This window comes from Mycoplana sp. ABR4_002, from assembly GCF_056159645.1.
Genome location: NZ_JBSWVO010000001.1, coordinates 2,116,128 through 2,133,889, shown reverse-complemented (window position 1 = coordinate 2,133,889; position 17,762 = coordinate 2,116,128). Strand labels below are relative to the sequence as shown.

Annotated in this window: 12 protein-coding genes; 4 read left to right on the top strand and 8 right to left on the bottom strand. The window is 66.8% G+C overall.

The features are described from left to right. The first annotated feature begins 105 nt into the window (after nt 1–105). Entirely contained in the window at nt 106–2,646 is a 2,541-nt protein-coding gene (locus ACXAGF_RS10350) for a methyl-accepting chemotaxis protein (RefSeq protein ID WP_475016738.1), read from the top strand. 498 nt (nt 2,647–3,144) lie between these two features. Here the strand turns inward: ACXAGF_RS10350 and ACXAGF_RS10345 are convergent, their stop codons facing one another. The 3 genes from ACXAGF_RS10345 to ACXAGF_RS10335 form a co-directional block, all read right to left on the bottom strand. Then, nucleotides 3,145–7,161 (bottom strand): PAS domain-containing protein, encoded by a 4,017-nt coding sequence (locus ACXAGF_RS10345; RefSeq protein ID WP_475016737.1) that lies wholly within the window; start codon nt 7,159–7,161, stop codon nt 3,145–3,147. A 431-nt stretch (nt 7,162–7,592) separates the two neighbouring features. Continuing rightward, a complete protein-coding gene (hmpA, locus tag ACXAGF_RS10340; protein WP_475016735.1) occupies nt 7,593–8,807 on the bottom strand; it encodes an NO-inducible flavohemoprotein in 1,215 nt (404 codons plus the stop codon). Nucleotides 8,808–8,823: 16 nt separating this feature from the next. Further along, complete coding sequence (locus tag ACXAGF_RS10335) at nt 8,824–9,489, bottom strand: TehB-like domain-containing protein (protein WP_475016733.1); 666 nt, start codon at nt 9,487–9,489, stop codon at nt 8,824–8,826. Between the two features lie 105 nt (nt 9,490–9,594). Between ACXAGF_RS10335 and ACXAGF_RS10330 the strand changes: the two genes are divergently transcribed. Together ACXAGF_RS10330 and ACXAGF_RS10325 are read left to right on the top strand one after the other, a co-directional pair. Beyond that, nucleotides 9,595–10,017, top strand: coding sequence for an Rrf2 family transcriptional regulator (locus ACXAGF_RS10330; protein ID WP_475016731.1), 423 nt, complete (start codon nt 9,595–9,597; stop codon nt 10,015–10,017). Nucleotides 10,018–10,107: 90 nt separating this feature from the next. After that, a complete protein-coding gene (locus ACXAGF_RS10325; RefSeq protein ID WP_475016729.1) occupies nt 10,108–10,320 on the top strand; it encodes a hypothetical protein in 213 nt (70 codons plus the stop codon). A 166-nt stretch (nt 10,321–10,486) separates the two neighbouring features. Here the strand turns inward: ACXAGF_RS10325 and ACXAGF_RS10320 are convergent, their stop codons facing one another. The 3 genes from ACXAGF_RS10320 to ACXAGF_RS10310 form a co-directional block, all read right to left on the bottom strand. After that, the gene (locus ACXAGF_RS10320; protein WP_475016727.1) at nt 10,487–10,903 is read right to left on the bottom strand and encodes a hypothetical protein; all 417 of its coding nucleotides are present in this window, start codon (nt 10,901–10,903) and stop codon (nt 10,487–10,489) included. Between the two features lie 238 nt (nt 10,904–11,141). Beyond that, the gene (locus tag ACXAGF_RS10315; RefSeq protein ID WP_475019257.1) at nt 11,142–11,999 is read right to left on the bottom strand and encodes a sigma-70 family RNA polymerase sigma factor; all 858 of its coding nucleotides are present in this window, start codon (nt 11,997–11,999) and stop codon (nt 11,142–11,144) included. Next, nucleotides 11,999–12,454: a carboxymuconolactone decarboxylase family protein gene (locus ACXAGF_RS10310; protein ID WP_475016726.1), complete on the bottom strand. Its 456-nt coding sequence runs from the start codon at nt 12,452–12,454 to the stop codon at nt 11,999–12,001. Before ACXAGF_RS10310 ends, ACXAGF_RS10315 begins: the two co-directional genes overlap by 1 nt. Nucleotides 12,455–12,621: 167 nt before the next feature. On the opposite strand from ACXAGF_RS10310, the gene ACXAGF_RS10305 reads away from it, so the two are divergent. After that, nucleotides 12,622–13,056: an OsmC family protein gene (locus ACXAGF_RS10305; protein WP_475016724.1), complete on the top strand. Its 435-nt coding sequence runs from the start codon at nt 12,622–12,624 to the stop codon at nt 13,054–13,056. Between the two features lie 74 nt (nt 13,057–13,130). On the opposite strand, the gene ACXAGF_RS10300 is transcribed toward ACXAGF_RS10305, so the two are convergent. Both ACXAGF_RS10300 and ACXAGF_RS10295 read right to left on the bottom strand, forming a co-directional pair. Continuing rightward, nucleotides 13,131–15,665 carry an arylsulfatase gene (locus tag ACXAGF_RS10300; RefSeq protein WP_475016723.1) on the bottom strand — a complete coding sequence of 845 codons (2,535 nt, stop codon included), beginning with the start codon at nt 15,663–15,665 and terminating at the stop codon, nt 13,131–13,133. 218 nt (nt 15,666–15,883) lie between these two features. Then, nucleotides 15,884–17,653: an adenylate/guanylate cyclase domain-containing protein gene (locus ACXAGF_RS10295; RefSeq protein ID WP_475016721.1), complete on the bottom strand. Its 1,770-nt coding sequence runs from the start codon at nt 17,651–17,653 to the stop codon at nt 15,884–15,886. Nucleotides 17,654–17,762: the final 109 nt, after the last annotated feature.

The following is a 17,762-nucleotide window of genomic DNA, read 5'->3' as shown; positions in this document are numbered from 1 at the left end:
GAGGGGCCGCGATGCCCTCGGTTGCCGGCAATCGCCACAAGGCCTGCCGTGCAGTTCGCCATCGGACGGGGATGTATCCGCGAGAATAAGAATACCGGGGAACCCATGTCCTTCATCGATCGCCTGTTGCAGCGTCGCCGTATCGTGACGAAAGTGCTGCTGTTCGTCGTGCCGCTGGTCATCCTGATCGCCGGGATCGGCCTGGTCGGCTTCTTCACCGCGCGAACCCTCAACGGCCACATGACCGTGACGCGCGAGACCATCAACAGCCTCTCGGACTTCCAGAAGCTCAGGACGGCGCTGCAGGACTTCGTCGACGATCCGACGCAGGAAGCGCGCGCTTCGCTCGCCGCGCGCATCGACGACCAGGAATCGGGCATCCGTACCCTCGACGGCCTGTTGCCGGACGCGGCGGAGAAGGCGAAAATCGCCTCGGTCGTGGAGTTGGCCGGCAAGATGCGCCAGCAGTCGGACGGGCTGTGGTCGATCCGCACGGAACAGGAGGCGATCACCGCGGCGCTGGAGACGGCGCTCGCCGACATGACGCGCCAGGGGCAGTCTGCCGAGAAGCAGATCGGTGTCATTCGCGAGGAATCGGACGGCAAGGAAAAGTTCGCCAAGACGCTGCTGTTCGATGCGGCCGCGTTCCAGGGGTTGGCCGAGCGCATCAGCAAGCTGCGCAAGCCGGTGGCGCTGGCGATGAAGCCCGAGGACAAGATCAAGGCGGCCTCGACCTACCTTCCGCATCTGACGCGGCAGCTCTCCGAGGCCGAGAAGATCGCCTCGCCGAAAGCGCTGGAACAGATGGCGCCGCTGCACAAGGAGATCGCCGAGATCAAGCGGATCCTCGCCAGCAGCGAGGATATCGATACCAAGAAGCAGGCGTTCGTCCCGGTCCTGTCGCGGCTGTCGAAGCTTGACGCCGATTTCGTCAAGGCGGCGCAGCAGAACTCCGACACCGCGGCAAAGCGTTTTGTCGGCATGGACAGCGAAATCGTGTTGCTGAAGGGGTTGGTCGCGTTGATGGGCGAGACCTTCAAGCAGATCGACTACACCCGCCTGCATATCAGCGAGTTGCACCGCAAGCTCGACCAGCAGAGCCGCGACCTGGTGCTTGACGACATCAAGGCGGTCGCCGAGAGTGCCGCCAGGCTGTCCGAACTGGGCGGCAAGAACGCGACCGTGCGGGACCTTGCCGGCAAGCTCGGGCCGTCGCTGGCCGCGATCGAGCAGGGCTCGCAGGACCTGATCGCCGTCGGCGAGCGCTGGCGCGCGGCCCGCTCGGATGCGCGCGCGCTGGTCTCGGACGCGAGCCAGACGCTGGAGACCTTCGTCAGCAGCGCGCAGGAGGCCGGCAAGCAGGACAGCCAGCGCTCGGCCAATGTCTCGATCATCGCCATGGTCGCCGGAACGCTGCTTGCCATCATCGGCGGCCTGATGCTGGTCGAGACGCTGCGCGGCCCGCTGAAGCGCGTCACCGAGGTGATGTCACGGCTCGCCAGCGGCGATCTGGACGTGTCGATCGAAGGCCGCAACCGCGGCGACGAGATCGGCGACATGGTCCGCTCCGTAGCCGTGTTCCGCGACGCCGCGCGCGAGAACGTCCGGCTGGAGCAGGAGGCGGAGGCGCAGCGCGCCCAGACCGCGGAGGAACAGGCACGCCGCACCGCGGAGCGCGCCCGCATCGAGGCGGAACAGACCGAGGCGCTGAACGCACTGTCCGAGGTGCTGGGCAAGCTCGCCGAGGGTGACCTTGAGGAAGGCATGACCGAGGCGCTGGCGGCGGAGTATGTCGCCATGGCGCGGACCTACAACAACGCCGTCGAGGCGCTGCGCACGACTCTGGCGGACGTGCGGGTGACGACGATGGAAATCAGCGGCGGCGCGGGGAACCTCGCGTCCTCCGCCGACGACCTTGCCCGCCGTACCGAGCAGCAGGCGGCGGCGCTGGAACAGAGCACCCGTGCCCTGCGCCAGCTGACCGAGATCGTGCGCTCGACGGCCGAGAGCGCACAGCGCACGGCGGTGTCGGTGGACGAGACCCACAACTACGCGATCCGCTCCAGCGAGGTCGTGTCCAAGGCGGTCGAGGCGATGGGCCAGATCAACCGGTCCTCGGAAAAGATCGGCACGATCATCGGCGTCATCGACGAGATCGCGTTCCAGACCAACCTGCTCGCGCTCAATGCCGGCGTCGAGGCGGCGCGGGCCGGCGAAGCGGGCCGGGGCTTTGCCGTCGTCGCCCAGGAAGTGCGCGAATTGGCGCAGCGCTGCGCCGGCGCCGCCCGCGAGATCAAGGGACTGATCTCCGACAGTTCCGCACAGGTGCGCAGCGGCGTGTCGCTGGTCGAGGAGACCGGCAAGGCGCTGGCGGTGATCAACGAACACATTTCCTCGATCCACCAGCTTGTCGGCAACATCGAGCAGGCGGCGGCCGCCCAGTACGAAGGCCTGAGCGAGGTGAACCAGGCGGTCCACGAGGTCGAACTGATCACCCAGCAGAACGCGGCGATGGTGGAAGAGAACACGGCCGAGATCCATGGCCTGCGCCACCGCGTCGACGTGCTCAACCACAAGATCGACCACTTCAAGACGCGGGACCTCACCAGCCGCCCCGACGATCAGGGGGCGTATTACGCGGCCTGACCGCGTCCGGACTTTCGGCAAGGGCTCCGCGGCGGCTGGTTCCGTCCGGGGCCCTTGTCGTGCGCGCATGGACCGGCGCGGCCGGCCGCCTGAAGGGCGTCGGCTGGCGCCGGAGCGGACGCGGCAGCCGGCCGGGGAGGGCATTTCGACCAGCCGGCACGGCCTCGGGCGTCGGGGCCGCAGGGTGATTGTCCTGCCCGGTGCTGATCGACGCACGGCAGCGGGTCGGCGCGCCGGTTCCGGCCTTCATCGGCGCGCTGCGGACGAAACAGTGCTCGTGCGACATATCAATCTTGGCGGGTAGTTCAAGCGCAGGCGCAAGGCTCCGGGGAAGGCGCTATCACAGGCGATCGACGTTGCAGGACGGCCCACGGGCTCCGGCGTTTTCCGTGCTCGGCAGCTACCGCCATGAGCGCTGCAGGTCCGCCCGCGGTCCCGAGAGGCGCTGCGAGCCGCCCGCATCCGCGCTTGGCGTGGTTCGTGACGCGCCGGTTCGGTTCAGCCTTCCGCAGCCGGCCTGGTCGCCGCGGCGGGCCCGGGGTTGGGGGCGGTGCGGGCTGGATCGATCGGCAAGGTAAAGATGAAGCGGGCCCCTTGCGGCTCGTTCCTCTCCGCCCACAATCGTCCGCCGTGCGATTCGACGATCGAACGGCAGATGGCGAGGCCCATGCCCATGCCTTGCCCCTTCGTGGTGAAGAACGGCTCGAAGATGCGGTCGGGGATCTCGATGCCCGACCCGCGGTCGCTGACCTCGATCCGGATCATGTCGTCCACGTGGCGGGCGCGGATCCCGAGCACCTTGTCTTCGACGTCCCCGTCCATTGCTTCCATGCCGTTGCGAATGAGATTGACCAGGACCTGCTGCACCTGGACGCGGTCACAGGCGATCGGCGGAAGATCGCCGCCCATCTCGATATCCATGTGCACGCGGCGTTGCGATGCGTCCTCGGCCATCAGGTCGCCGGCCTCGGCGACAATGCTGTCGATCGCAACGACGTCCCGGGTCTCTTCGGAGGGCCGGAACAGCGCGCGGATGCGGCCGACGACATCGGCGGCGGTCTGTTTGCTGGAGATGACGCGGGCCATCGCCAGCCGCGCCCGCTCGATATTGGGCGGGTCGGCCATCAGCCAGCGCTGGCAGGCGTCCGCGCTCGAGGCGAGGGCGGCCAGCGGCTGCCCGACCTCATGGGCAATGGAGGCAGACAGCTCCGCCAGGCTGGCGGCCTGGCTGGCGCGTGCGAGGTTCTCGCGGGCCAGGCGCAGTTCCTCGCGCGAGCGGACCTGGTCGTCGATGTCGAGGGACACGCCGTACCACTGCATGATTCTTCCGTCCTGATCGCGCAGCGGCTCGCACCGACCCTCCATCCAGCGGTAAGCCCCATTCTTCTCGCGCCGGCGGTAGCGCATGATGAAGGGCTGGCCGGTGGCGATCGAATGCGCGGCCGTATGCTGCACGACGGCGGCGTCCTCGGGATGGACCAGCTCCTGGGCGACCCTTGCGAAGTCCTGAAGGTTGGCGTCGGTCAGCCCGAGGTAGTCGAGATAGCGCCGGCTGACGTAGGACATTTCGCCGGTGGGCGTCCAGCTCCAGATGTGCACCGGCACGGCGTCGATGATCTGCTGCAACTGGCGCTCGCTGCGGCGCAGGGCTTCCTCCGCCCGCACGATGTCGTCGATGTCGGTGTTGGCGCCGTACCAGCGGACCGTCTGGCCGTCCTCGTTGCGCAGCGGGTTGGCGCGGCCCTCGGTCCAGCGGTAGGTTCCGTCCGCGCGGCGGATGCGAAACTTCGAGCCATAGGCCTCGCCCGTCTCGAAGGCGTGGGTCAGCGCGTTTCGGAGCGCCTCGCGGTCGTCCGGATGCACGAGCGTCTCGATCGCGCCGGACAAGCCTTGCTCCAGGTCGAAGTCCTCGAACTTCACGCCGATGTAATCGGTCATGGTCTTGTTCAGATAGTCCGGCTCGCCCTTCGGCGTTACGCACCAGATCTGCGAGGGCACGGTATCGATGAGCTGCTGCAGGTCACGCTCGCGGTTGCGCAGCGCGACCTCGGCCCGCACCTGGTCGTCGATGTCGTGCGAAAGGCCATACCACTGGGTGATCCGCCCGCTCTCGTCGCGCAGAGGATCGGCACGGCCATCCACCCAGCGATAGGCGCCGTCCGCCCGGCGCATGCGGTACTTCATGGCAAAGGGTTCGCCCGAAACGAGGCAGCGGCCAAGCTCCGTCGTCAGACTGGCGAGGTCATCGGGATGGGCAAAGGTCTCGATGATGGCGGGCAGCGCGATGGATGCGGGCGCGTCCAGCCTGGGGCCCCCCTGTCCGAAATAGTCGATGAGGCGCTTGTTGAAGAAGTTCGGCCTGCCGTCGGGATCCAGCCGCCACAACAGGCTCGGCACCATATCCACAAGCTGCGACAGCTCCCGTTCCCGTTCACGCAGGGCCTCCTGGGCGCGCATCTCGTCGTCGATGTCGACGGAGATCGCGTACCAGTGCATGATCGTTCCATTCTCGTCCCGCAGCGGCTCCGCGCGTCCGTCGACCCAGCGGTAGGCGCCATCGGCGCGGAGCATGCGATATTTCATCGAATAGGGCTCGCCGGTGAGCAGCGCGTGGCGGATGGTCGCGAGCAGCCGGGACGCGTCGTCCGGATGGACGAGGGAGCCGATCGCCGCGGCAAGCCGGCTCAAGCCCGGCTTGTCCAGCGTGTCGACCGAATCCAGGCCGAAAAAGTCCAGGAGACGCTTGTTGAAGAAGGTCGGCTCGCCGGAGGGCGTCAGGCGACGGATGTGGACTGGCACCATGTTCACGATCTGGGAGAACTCGCGTTCACGGTCGCGCAGCGCCTCCTGCGCGGATATCAGGTCGTCGATGTCGACGCTGACGCCGTACCACTGGACGATCTCGCCGGAATCGTCCCGCAGCGGCTCGGCGCGGCTCTCGACCCAGCGATGGGGACCGCTGGACCGGCGCTGGCGGTATCTCGCCACGAACGAGGTCCCCGTGGCGATCGCGTGCCCGAGCGCCCGGTCAACCACCTCGCGCTCGTCCGGATGGATGACGGACAGGGAACGGGCGCCATCCGGCGAGATCATGTCCTTCAGCGTGACGCCGGTGATTTCCGTGGTGTGCTTGCTGAGGTAGCACGGTATGCCTTCCGGCGTCGTGCACCAGATCGCGGCCGGCACGGCGTCGATCATCTGCTGGAGTTGTCTTTCGCTCCGCCGCAACGCGTCCTCGGCGTGCATCTGGTCGTCGATGTCGTTGCACAGGCCGTACCACTGGACGATGCGCCCGTTGTCGTCGCGCAAGGGCTCGGCGCGACTCGACATCCAGCGATAGACGCCATCGGCGCGGCGGAGCCGGTAGCGCAGCGCGAAGCCGTTGCCGGTCAGGAGACTGTTGCGGAGGGTCTCCTCGAACGCCGACATGTCGTCCGGGTGAACGGCCGAGATGAGGGTGTCCAGCCGTTTCATTCCGGGTCGCCCGGTGTCGGCCACGTCCATGCCGAGATAGTCGGCCATGCGTCTGTTGAAGAAGACCGGTTCGCCGTCGGGCGTCAGTCGCCAGAGATGGATCGGAACCATGTCGATGAGTTTCGACAATTCGCGCTCGTTGCCGCGCAAGGTCGCCAGTGCGGCGTGATGCTGCCTCGAGATTGCGGCCACGACGAGCGCCGAAAATGCCGAGATCGCCAGGAAGAGCTGCAGCATGACCTGCTTGTGACGCTGCGATTCCGGATCACCGGCAAACTGGCTCGCGCCGGATATCGTGAAGGCGGCGGTCACCAGGGCCAGCAGGGCCAGGCTGAGGACGGCGCCCCTCAGCTCGAACCGCACGGCAGCCCACAGCAGCGGCGGCATGATGATATAGGCGAAGGGCAGGTAACCGCTGAGGGACAGGGCGGCGATGGCGAGGAAGATCAGGGCGAGCGCGCCGGCCTCGATCCAGCGTGCAGTCGAAAACCGGGCGTCCGGGCGCCAGTTCTGGAACACGACCAGCGCCAGCGGCGCCACGATCAGGACCCCGGTCGCATCGCCGATCCACCACAGCGGCCAGGCGGTGGCGAACGACTGGATCCCGAACCAGGCCAGCGTTGCGCTGCCGATCGTCGCACTGACGATCGGCGCAACGCCGGCGCCGAGCACCACCAGGGCGACGACTTCCTCCAGCGTTTCCAGCCGGACCGGGCGCGCGAAGGCGCGGTTGACGAGCCATGCGCCGGTGATCGCCTCGAGTGCATTGCCGGTGTAGATCAGAATCGCGACGGGGAGCGGATTGTGGAACCACAGCAGGTTACCGAGCAATTCGGCCACAAGGCCCGCCAGCACCCACCACGGCCACCGCGACGGGGCGGCAAGGACGAGGGTGGCAATGAACAGGCCGCTCGGGGGCCAGATGGAAATGCCGGTACCGGGAACGATTGCGAGCAACTGGGCAAAGCCGGCAGCCGACACGTAGGCCGCCACGAAGAGAGCCAGATAGACGAAGGAAGGACGGTGCGACCAGGCGTGCATGTCGGTTACACCTGCCGCGCGAAAGGTCCAGGCCGTCGGATTTCGCGCTTTCGTTGCGGCCCAGCCATGCTCTACCTCGCATCGGGGACGCGTTGCGGGAACTGCCACCGGGGTGCCGAGGCTGCCGGCACCGCGGGGTTCCCTGCGCGCTTACCCTTGGTCTACTCTGCTTCAGAAATCGAGACGAGCAGCGATGGAAGGCCGGCCCCGGCCACTTCATGCCGCCTGTCGTCGTTACAACATTTACAGCGAGACCTGGCGCCGGGCAACGTCCAAGGGCCGCCGCGGGACGCCGGAGGGGGCGGGGCCGGCGGCTGCGACGGCACTCAGGGCAAAATCATGGCGCGGCCCGGCAATGGCTCGGCCTCCACGCGCCGGCGGTAGAGCGACCATTGCGACGGGGCGGCGAACAGCCGCCCCGTGCACGGGGGTCACGCCGCGAGCAGGTCGTCGGCCGGGCCGAAGAACTCGTAGTGGATCCGTTCCTGGCCGACGCCGGCGCGGGTCAGGCCGCCGACCAGCGCGCTGAGGAAGGGCCTCGGACCGCACAGGTAGAAGTCGGCCGATGCGAACGGCGTGTTCTTCGCCAGCCAGTCGACGGAGATCAGGCCGTCATGGTCGTGTGTATAGCCGGCGGCGTCGGCGCTGGTCGGTTCGCTGTAGAAGGTGCGAACCGCGATGCGCCCGTGGCCGCTCGCCAGCGACCTGACATGCCGGTCCAGGGCATGGGTGCTGCTGTTGAGCGCGCCGTGCACGAAGTGCGCCTCGACGTCGGGATAGTCGGCCGCGATCGCCTCGACCATGCTGACCATCGGGGTGAGGCCGACACCGCCCGACAGCAGCACGACGGGGCGATCGGGCTCATCGGGAAGATAGAAGTCACCCGCCGGCGGCGTGGCCTCCAGCACGCTGCCGACACCGGTGCGGTCGTGGAGATAGATGGAGCCGCCCTGTCCGTTGGCCTCGCGCTTGACCGAGATGCGGTAGTGGTCGTCGTTGGGACCGCAGGAAATCGAATAGTTTCGCTTGACCAGCGTGCCGTCCGCAAGCCTCAGCCGGAAGGTGAGGTACTGGCCCGGCCTGTGCCGAACCACCGGTGCGCCGTCGACCGGCCGCAGGACGAAGGAGGTGACCACCTCGCTTTCCCTGATCTTCTCGGCGATGGCGAAGGTGCGCCAGCCGTTCCAGCCGCCGGTCCTTGCCTCGAGGTCGGAGCGGATATCGACCTCGCGACCGATCAGGATCTCGGCCAGGAACCAGTAGGCTTCGCCCCAGGCGGTCATCAGGTCCGGGGTCGCGGCCGGGCCGAGCACGTCGGCGATCGCCGCCAGCAGGGCCTTGGCGACGTAGGGGTAGTGCTCCGGCAGGATGTGATAGCCGATGTGCTTGTGGGCGATGCGCTCGACCACCGGACCGAGCGCGCCGAGGTTGTCGATGTTCTGGGCATAGGCGAGGATGGCGCCGGCCAGCGCCTTGACCTGCGATCCGCTCTCGCCCTGGTTGGCGTGGTTGAACAGCTCGCGGATATGGTCGTCCTCGAAGAGGATCGCATACATCCGCTTGGTGATGTCCGTTCCGTTGGCAGCCAGCGCCGGAACGCTCTGCTTCACAAGCGCGATGGTGCTGGGGGAAAGAGGCTTGGGCATCGCATTGTCCTTTCGTTCACAAATGCAAATCAGGTTTTCGGTCGTAGAACTCGATCACGAGGGCGACGGGACCGATGAGCTCGAGGTGGTGGGGCGTGTCCGGCGGGATAACTGCGGGGGTTTCCGGATCGAGGACGAGGCCGGTGGCGGCTGCGTCCGCGCGGTAGCAGACGGCGCCGCTGGCGACGCGGAGCACTCCCCAGGTGCCGGGCCTGAGGCGGTGGGCGGCGAGCAGCGCCGCCGGAATGGTGCGCTCGCTGAACTGCGCGGTGACCCGGTAGGGCCGTGGCGCGGCGCTTGGCGGCGCGGGCGCGGTCGCGGCCGGGCGGGCGCCCAGAACGGCGGCGGAAAGCCTCGAGGCGATGCGGGCCGCCTTCGCCTGCATGGTGGCCGCAGCGGGCGGCGGCAGCAATTCGTCGGTCGTGGCGTGCCAGAGTTCCAGCCACCGGGTGAACATCTCGGGCCGGATCCGGTGCGCGTGGATCGCATGCATCGAAACGGGATTGCCCTTGTAGCGGCCGCTGGTCAGCATCACCGATGACCAGAACTCGCCGAGGCGCAGCAGATGCTCGTCCCAGTCCTCGACCACGGCAAAGACCGGCGCGAGCTGATCGTCGGCGCGGACGCGCGTGTAGAACCTGTGAAGGACGTCGGAAATCTGGCGTTCGGTGATCGGTTCCATGCCATCGACCTTAAACATGCATCTGTAATGCATCTATCAGATCGCAGGAAAACATGCTAACCAATTGCATGTTTGAGAAATGGTCTTTTTGACGCAGGGCGAGCGATGCGACTGACGCGCTACACCGACTATGCGATCCGGGTGCTGGTTTTCCTGGGAGCCCGCGAAGGCGAATTGTGCTCGATCCGCGAGGTTGCCGTCACCTTCGGCATTTCGCAGAACCACCTGATGAAGGTGGTTCAGGACCTGGCAAGTGCGGGATTCATCGAGACGGTGCGCGGGCGCGGCGGCGGCATACGGCTGCACCGGCCCGCCGACAGCATCAATCTCGGAACGTTGCTGCGCCACACCGAGGGGCTGAGCGAACTGCTGGAATGCTCGCAATGCCTGGTCGGACCGGCCTGCGGGATGCCGCCCATCCTGGCGGAGGCGACGCGGGCATTCGTGGCCGTGTTCGACAAGTACAGCGTGGCCGATCTCGTGCGCCGCAAGGCCGATCTCCGGGCGCTGCTGCAGGCCGCGGCCTGAGCGCCGCGGTCGCTTTCCATTTGCCGTTGCTGGCATGGCCGTGGCGGTGATGCGATGTTACCATTTGCTGATCAGGAAAGGTTGCGCGTCATGGAACAGACTCATGCAGCCGAGCTTGCGCACGAATATCTCCGCCTGGGCGGACGCAGGCTCGCGAAGGTCGATGACAACCACGTCACCACCCGCATATGGGCGAGCGAGACCCCGGAGGCGGACGCCTTCTGGAAGGAGAACATCGAGCCGTTGGACGAGCGCCACCAGCGCGAAGTGATCACGCTGCTGCCGTCGATCAGCGAGACCTAGCCGCAGGGCGCCGCGCGCGCCGGTGTCTTGCCGGGGACGCCGTGCGGGCCTGCGCACGTTCCCGGTCTGGGCGCGGTCGGCCGCTCGTCAGAACGGCATCGCCGGCGCGCGGGTGACACGGCCCGGGGCCAGTCGAAAAAGCAGGCGCCGCCGATGCGGGCAATGTCTATCTGGGCCAGATCCATAGCGTCTTGGGATCGCGAATGGCCCTCCGGGCGGCCGAGAGGTACAGGCCGCGAATGCCCCTCACTGCAATCCACAGCATGATCAGCCAGCTTGCATTCGAAAGAGCGGTGAACCGCATTGTCCGCTGGACCTGTGTCAGGGACGGCATTTCGGCAATCATGGCGACACCGACGAGGCCCACGGCAAGAAAGCCGAGCAAGGCGAGCGACGTTGTCCGGTGTTGAAATGCATAGTGGCTTTGCTCCAGTCCCTCGGGCTGGTTGCGCCTTTTTCGTGCAATCAAGTGCGCGGCGACCATGAACGGAAAGATGACGCCGCCGAGGAGAACGAAGGCATAGTTCCTCGCAACCGCAGAGCCATCCGCATCTGTCTCCCCCGATGTTTCCGTTGCGCTCATGTCGCGTCCCTTCTGTCTGCGGCGGTCATGCAACCACAAGAAGGTGGCAAGATCTTTAATGCCGCCGGGACAGAGCCAGCCGGGACAGAGAATGCTTCGCACTTTTGTCGCCGGCTGGCCGCTACGGCCGAATGATCCGGACCCCGCTCGGCGTGGTCGACGCCGCGCCAGGGCCAGTTGGCCGGCGTAGCGATGGAAGGCGGTTCGCCTGGTCGGCGATCCGTTTTTCCGACAGGCCCTAGTGCAGATGGCCGAGTTTGTCGGGATTGCGCACGACATAGATCGCGACAACCTTGCCGTCCTCGATCTCGAGCGCGGTCGTCTGGAGTTCGCCGTCGCCCTCAAGCGTGACGAAGCCGGGCAGGCCGTTGACGAAGCCGGCCCGGACAAGCTGCGAGCCATTGTTTCGGAACAGCACGGCGAAGCGCGCGTGGGCCGCCAGGACGGCGTCACGGCCGACGATCGGGACCAGCGCCGCCGACCGCTTGCCGCCACCGTCGGCGTAGATGCTGACGTCGGCTGCCAGCATTGCGCCGAGCGCCGTCATGTCGCCGGTACGCGAGGCGGCGAAGAAGGCCCTGGCCAGGTCGAGGCCGCGCTCCTGCTCCACACGGAAGCGGGGCCGCGTTTCGCGCACGTGGGTGCGGGCGCGGGCGGCGAGCTGGCGGCAGGCGGCCGGCTCGCGCTGGATCGTCGCCGAGACCTCCTCGAAGCCAAGCCCGAACACGTCGTGCAGCAGAAAGGCCGCGCGCTCCAGCGGCGACAGCCGCTCCAGCGCCAGCATCAGCGGCAGGGTGACGTCCTCCTCCGGCTCTTCCTCGACGATTGGCTCGGGAAGCCAGGGGCCCAGATAGGTTTCGCGCGTGCGCCGCGCCGACTTGAGCTGGTCGAGGCAGAGACGAGTGACCGTGCGGCGCAGGAACGCCTCGGGCTCGCGTACCGCGGTGCGGTCGGCCCCCATCCAGCGGATGAAGGCCTCCTGCACCATGTCCTCGGCGTCGGCGACCGAACCGAGCATGCGATAGGCGACGCGCATGAGTTTCGGACGCAGAGGATCGAAACTCGTCGCCGCGTCCATCGGCGCGCCGCCCGCCATCAGGCCGCAGCCCGCGCCGCCGGTTCGATCCACAGGCCGAAGCCCACGGCGATCCGGTTCCATCCGTTGATGACGTTGATCATGAGCGTGAGCTTGACCTGCTCCTCTTCGGTAAACTGCGCTTTCAGGACCTCGTAGGCGCTGTCGTCGACCTGGCCTTCCGACAGCCGGGTCATGACCTCCGTCCACCCTAGCGCGGCGCGCTCGCGAGCGGAATAGCAGGGAGCCTCGCGCCAGGCCGACAAGAGGTAGATGCGCTGTTCGGTCTCGCCCTTCGCCCGCGCTTCCACCGTGTGCATGTTGATGCAATTGGCGCAGCCATTGATCTGCGAGGCGCGGATCTTGACCAGTTCGACGAGGCTCGGCTCGAGGCTGGCGGCGATGGCGGCCGAGGTGCCGGTCCAGCTCTTCATCAGCGAGGGGGCAGCGGCAAAGGGGTCGAGTCTTGCAGTCATGGTTCCGTTCCTTTCGTTGGTTCCGGCACCATGACGAGGCAGGAATGGCCGGTGTGACATGCGCAAAACTTTTTTCCGTGATCGTGCGCCGTGCAGCCGCGCGAAAACGTGGGACATCGCCGCCGGACCGACTAAGATGCAGCCTTTGTCATGACAGGGTGAATCGCATGAAAGCGCGTATCAAATGGGTCGAGGACCGGACGTTCACCGGCCAGTCGGGAAGCGGCCACACGGTGGTGTTGGGGACGGCCTTCGGAACCGAGGGACAGACGCCGGGGCCGAGCCCGATGGAACTGGTGCTGATCGGTACCGGGGGCTGCACCGCCTACGACGTCGTCCACATCCTCGAGAAGGGGCGGGAAAAGGTCGAGGGCTGCGTCGTCGAACTGGATGCGGATCGCGCCGAGCAGGAGCCGCGGGTGTTCACCCGCATTCACATGCATTTCGTCGTCAAGGGCCGTAACCTGGCGGCCGCCAAGGTCGAGCGTGCGATAACGCTGTCGCTCGAGAAATACTGCTCGGCCTCGGCCATGCTCGCCAAGACGGCGACGATCACCCATGACTTCGTCGTCGTCGAAACAGGCAACGCGGCCGGCGTCTGAGCGGGTCCGCCTCGGCCGCTCCAGTGGGAGCGGCCGAGGCGCCGACGCGTCGGTTGTGCTCCTGCCCGTCCTCCTCAGTGCGGGCCGGCCTGCATGTGGTGGATCGGGTTGCCGTCGACGGCGATCGCCTCGGCATTCTCGAGCGTCTTGATGTCCTCCTGCGACAGCGAGGGCCGGTCGATCTTCAGCGTCAGCTTGACGAGCCTGGCGGTCAACGGGAAGGGCGGCTTGTAGTCATCGTCGTTGACGCCGGTCAGCGTGTCCGAGCCGATGTCGAAGCTCTCGTCCCATTGCAGGATCATCGGCAGCGTGCGCTCCATGGTCTGGGTCGCCACGACCTTGCCGTCGACCGACAGCGTGCCGGTGCCGGAGCGGCCGAGCCCGCTCATGTTGTTGAAGGCCAGCGTGCCTGCGCCCATGCCATCATACTTGAAGTCGAACTCGATGGTGTGGCGGCCGGGCGCCAGCGCATCCGGACCCTCCCACTTGACGCGCTTCAGATCGACCAGGTTCCAGAGGAACACCGGCTTGCTGTCGACCAGGTAGAAGCCGTAGCCGGCGAAGCGTCCGCCCGAGGTCAGGATCATGCCGTCGGCGCCGCCCTCGGGCACGTCGATCTCGGCGGTGATGGTGTAGGAGCTGTTGAGGATGAACGGCGAATCGCCCTGCGGCAGGCCAACCATCGGCGTCGTGTAGACGAATTCGGTCCGCCCGGCCGTGATGTTCGGCCGCGGGGCGACGATGCGGCCCGCCACCGAGGCGTCCATCGGGAAGACCTGGTATTTCCTGGCCTCGGCGATGAACAGTTCCTTCATCTCCTTGACCTTGTCGGGGTGCTGGTCGGCGACGTTCTGCGACTGGCTGAAGTCGGTGTTCAGGTCGTAGAGCTCCAGCACCTGGTTGTTCAGCGGATCGGGATTGGCGACGCCGAAGGCGTCCCACGGCGCGCGGTTGACCTTGGTGCTCAGCAGCCAGCCGTCATTGTACAGCGCCCATTGGCCCATCATCTCGAAGTACTGGGTCTTGTGCCGCGTCGGGACGTCGGCATTCTCCTTGTCGAAGGTATAGGCGAAGCTCGTGCCCTCGATCGGCGCCTGTTTGATGCCGTTGACCGTCTCCGGGGCGGGGATGCCGGTGGCCTCGAGCAGCGTCGGGACCACGTCGATCACGTGCATGAACTGCTGGCGCAGCCCGCCCTTGTCGGTGATGCGCGCCGGCCAGGAGACCGCCATGTTCTGGCGGATGCCGCCGAGCTTCGAGGCATTCTGCTTGAACCAGGTGAATGGGGTGTCGAAGGCCCAGGACCAGCCCGAGGACATGTGGTTGTAGGTCTGTTCGGTGCCCCAGACATCATACCATTTCATCTGAACATCGACCGGCATCTTGTTGATGCCGTTGAAGAATGCGACCTCGTTGGGGGTGCCGAGCGGCCCGCCCTCGGCGCTCGTGCCGTTGTCGCCGTTGATGTAGATGACGAGGGTGTTGTCGAGCTTGCCCATATCGTCGATCGCCTGGATGACGCGTCCGATCTCGTGGTCGCTATAGGCGGCATAGGCGGCGAAGACCTCGGCCTGGCGGATGAAGAGCTTGCGATCCTCGGCCGAGACGTCCTCCCAGTTGGGCAGGATCTCCGCCGGCCAAGGCTCCATCTCGGTGTCCTGAGGGATGACGCCGAGCTTCTTCTGGTTCTCGAAGATCCTCTCGCGCAGCCTGTTCCAGCCGTCGTCGAACAGGTGCAACGCGCTGATCCTGTCGACCCACTCCTTGGTCGGGTGATGCGGTGCGTGGGTGGCGCCCGGTGCATATTTCACGAAGAAGGGCTTGTCCGGCAGGGTCTGGTTCATGCGGGTCAGGTAGTCGATGGCGTCGTCGGCCATCGCCGTGACGAGGTTCCAGCCCGGCTTGCCCTCGAACGGATAGATCTGGGTGGTGTTGCGGAACAGGTTCGGCTGCCACTGGTTGGCGTCGCCGCCGACGAAGCCGTAGAAATATTCGAAGCCCATGCCGGTCGGCCACTTGTCGAACGGCCCGATCGAACTGGCGGCAAAGGCAGGGGTGTTGTGGTCCTTGCCGAACCAGGACGTGGCGTAGCCGTTGTCGAGCAGGATACGGCCGATCGTGGCCTTGTCCTCGGGAATGATGCTGTTGTAGCCGGGGAAGCCGGTGGATTGCTCGGAGATCACGCCGAAGCCGACCGAGTGGTGATTGCGCCCGGTGATCAGGGCGGCCCGGGTCGGCGAGCACAGCGCGGTGGAGTGGATATTGTTGTAGCGCAGGCCGTTTTCGGCAATGCGATCCATCGCCGGCGTCGGGATCACGCCGCCGAAGGTGCTCGGCACGCCGAAACCGGCATCATCGGTGATGATCAGCAGGATGTTGGGCGCGCCCTTCGGCGGGACGATGCGCGGCGCCCACCACGCCTTCGATTTCAGGGCATCATCCTCGATGGTGCCGCCGAAACCCGGATCGGGGGCGGGCAGCTGGTTGCCCTCGATCGTGGTGGTGGCGCTGGGCGATCCCAACTCGCCGGTGACCTGCTGGGCGAGCGCCGGTGCTGAGGCGGTGGCCAGCAGGGCTGCAATCATACTTATCAAGCGGTTGGTTCTCATTGCACGTGCTCCCGTTGCTTGCTGTTGGCAGCGGCTGAATTGCCAGTTGCGACGACACGACGTAATGAATGGATCGGGGCCCTGGTGGTGCGGCCCGGGCCAATTCTATCCTCTATGCCGCGGCCCGCCAATAGCGTGCGACAACCACCAATTGTCATGGGACGTGTCGGCGATGCCGGCAGGCGCGGGTTCGCGGCCGCAGGGCCGGCCCCGCGCCCTCAGCCCAGACCCAGCCGCCGCAGCCCCTCGACGCGCAGTTCGAAATCGGCGGGGTTCTTGAACGGAAGCAGTTCCCGCCGGCGCTCCATGGAGAAGGCGGGGTCGAGCCGCAGCACCTGCGCCCAGGCATCGCGACCCTCGTCCTGCCGCCCGAGATGGCCGTAGCAGGCGGCCAGCAGGGCCTGCGCGCTGGTGGCCCGCGGGTTGCGGGCGAGACGCCGATGCAGTGTCTCGGCCGCTGCTTCGTACCCGCGCAGCAGGAACTGCGCCTCGGCGAGAAACTGCAATGCGATCTCGGGAAAGTGCGGATCGAGCTTCATGTAGGTGTCGAGCGTGGCAATGGACTCGTGCGGCCTGCCGCCGAACATGAGGACATGTGCCTTGAGCAGGTGGCCCTGCGCCGAACTCGGCGCCAGCGCGATGCAGCGCGACACGGACTGTAGCGCCTCGTCCGGCCGCCGGCTCCACAGCAGGCCCACACCGAGCACGAAATGCGCGTCGGGCAGCGCCCCGTCCATCGCAACGGCGCGTCCGGCGAGTTCGAGACCGACGCCGAGGGTCTTCATCGGGTCCTCGGCCCAGCCATTGATGTAGTCGTTCAGGTGGGCGAAGGCGGTAAAGGCGTGGGCGGACGCACAGTCGGGATCGGCCTCGATCACCTTCGCCATGAAGGTGCGGGCGGCGATGTTGCCGTCGCGGGTGTGCAGCCAGACCTGCTCACGCCCGCGCAGGAAGCACTCGTGCATCGCCGGATCGACGATGTGCCTGTCCGAAAGACGATCCTTCTCGACCTTCGTCAGCCGCACCTTCAGGGCGGAGACGATCTCCCGGGTGATCTCGTCCTGCACGGCGAAGATGTCGGTGAGTTCGCGGTCGAAGCGCTCGGCCCAGGCATGGCCACCGGTGGCCGCCTCGATCAGCTGCGCGGTGACACGCACCCGGTTCCCCGCCTTGCGCACGCTGCCCTCGAGGACATAGCCGACGCCGAGCCGCTCGGCGAGCTCGGGCACCGAAACCGGATTGCTCTTGTAGACGAAGGAGGAGTTGCGGGCGATCACGCGCAGCTCCGACAGCTTGGCAAGGTCGGTGATGATGTCCTCGCTGATGCCGTCGGAAAAGAACTCCTGCTCCGGGTCGCCGCTCATGTTGTCGAACGCCAGCACGGCGACCGAGACCTTGTCGGCCGGGTGGGGCAGGCGCGTTGCCGAGCGCGCCGGTTCAGAGCCGGGCTGTTCCGAATCCAGGCCGACAAGGCCGAAGATCTCGATGGGGCGGGCGATGTTCTTGACCGCGTGCAGGCCGCGGCTTTCGATGCGGACCGGGATCTTGTCGCGCACCTGGTCGGCCACGGCGCGGGAGATGCAGATGCCGCCGGGGCGGGCGAGCTGCTCGAGCCGGGCTGCGACGTTGACGCCATCGCCATAAAGGTCGTCGCCGTCGACGATCACGTCGCCGACATTGATGCCGATACGGTACTGGAAGCGGGTTTCGGGGGCAAGGTGCGCCTCGTTCTCAGCCACCAGCTTCTGAATCTCCATGGCGCAGGCGGCCGCCTCGACGGCGCTGGCGAACTCCAGCAGGGCGCCGTCCCCCATCAGCTTGACCAGACGTCCACCGTGGCGGGCGACGGCCGGCGCAATTGCCGCGCTGCGCAGATCCTTGAGGCGCGCGAGCGTGCCGGCCTCGTCGACCTCCATCAGGTGCGAGTAGCCGACGACGTCTGCGGCAAGGATGGCAGCAAGCCTGCGCTGAATGCGCTCGCCGGTCATGGTGCAAGCCTCTTCTGGCGCGCGCGTCCGAGGCGCCGCCGCCTGCGACTCTAGACCCGATCGACCGGCATGACCACCGTACGCATCAGGGGCGGAGACTTGCAAAAGG

Coding starts and splice junctions, on each gene's coding strand:
- ACXAGF_RS10350 (WP_475016738.1), top strand. CDS start 106: ATGTCCTTCATCGATCGCCTGTTGCAGCGTCGCCGTATCGTGACGAAA.
- ACXAGF_RS10345 (WP_475016737.1), bottom strand. CDS start 7,161: ATGCACGCCTGGTCGCACCGTCCTTCCTTCGTCTATCTGGCTCTCTTC.
- hmpA (WP_475016735.1), bottom strand. CDS start 8,807: ATGCCCAAGCCTCTTTCCCCCAGCACCATCGCGCTTGTGAAGCAGAGC.
- ACXAGF_RS10335 (WP_475016733.1), bottom strand. CDS start 9,489: ATGGAACCGATCACCGAACGCCAGATTTCCGACGTCCTTCACAGGTTC.
- ACXAGF_RS10330 (WP_475016731.1), top strand. CDS start 9,595: ATGCGACTGACGCGCTACACCGACTATGCGATCCGGGTGCTGGTTTTC.
- ACXAGF_RS10325 (WP_475016729.1), top strand. CDS start 10,108: ATGGAACAGACTCATGCAGCCGAGCTTGCGCACGAATATCTCCGCCTG.
- ACXAGF_RS10320 (WP_475016727.1), bottom strand. CDS start 10,903: ATGAGCGCAACGGAAACATCGGGGGAGACAGATGCGGATGGCTCTGCG.
- ACXAGF_RS10315 (WP_475019257.1), bottom strand. CDS start 11,999: ATGGCGGGCGGCGCGCCGATGGACGCGGCGACGAGTTTCGATCCTCTG.
- ACXAGF_RS10310 (WP_475016726.1), bottom strand. CDS start 12,454: ATGACTGCAAGACTCGACCCCTTTGCCGCTGCCCCCTCGCTGATGAAG.
- ACXAGF_RS10305 (WP_475016724.1), top strand. CDS start 12,622: ATGAAAGCGCGTATCAAATGGGTCGAGGACCGGACGTTCACCGGCCAG.
- ACXAGF_RS10300 (WP_475016723.1), bottom strand. CDS start 15,665: ATGAGAACCAACCGCTTGATAAGTATGATTGCAGCCCTGCTGGCCACC.
- ACXAGF_RS10295 (WP_475016721.1), bottom strand. CDS start 17,653: ATGACCGGCGAGCGCATTCAGCGCAGGCTTGCTGCCATCCTTGCCGCA.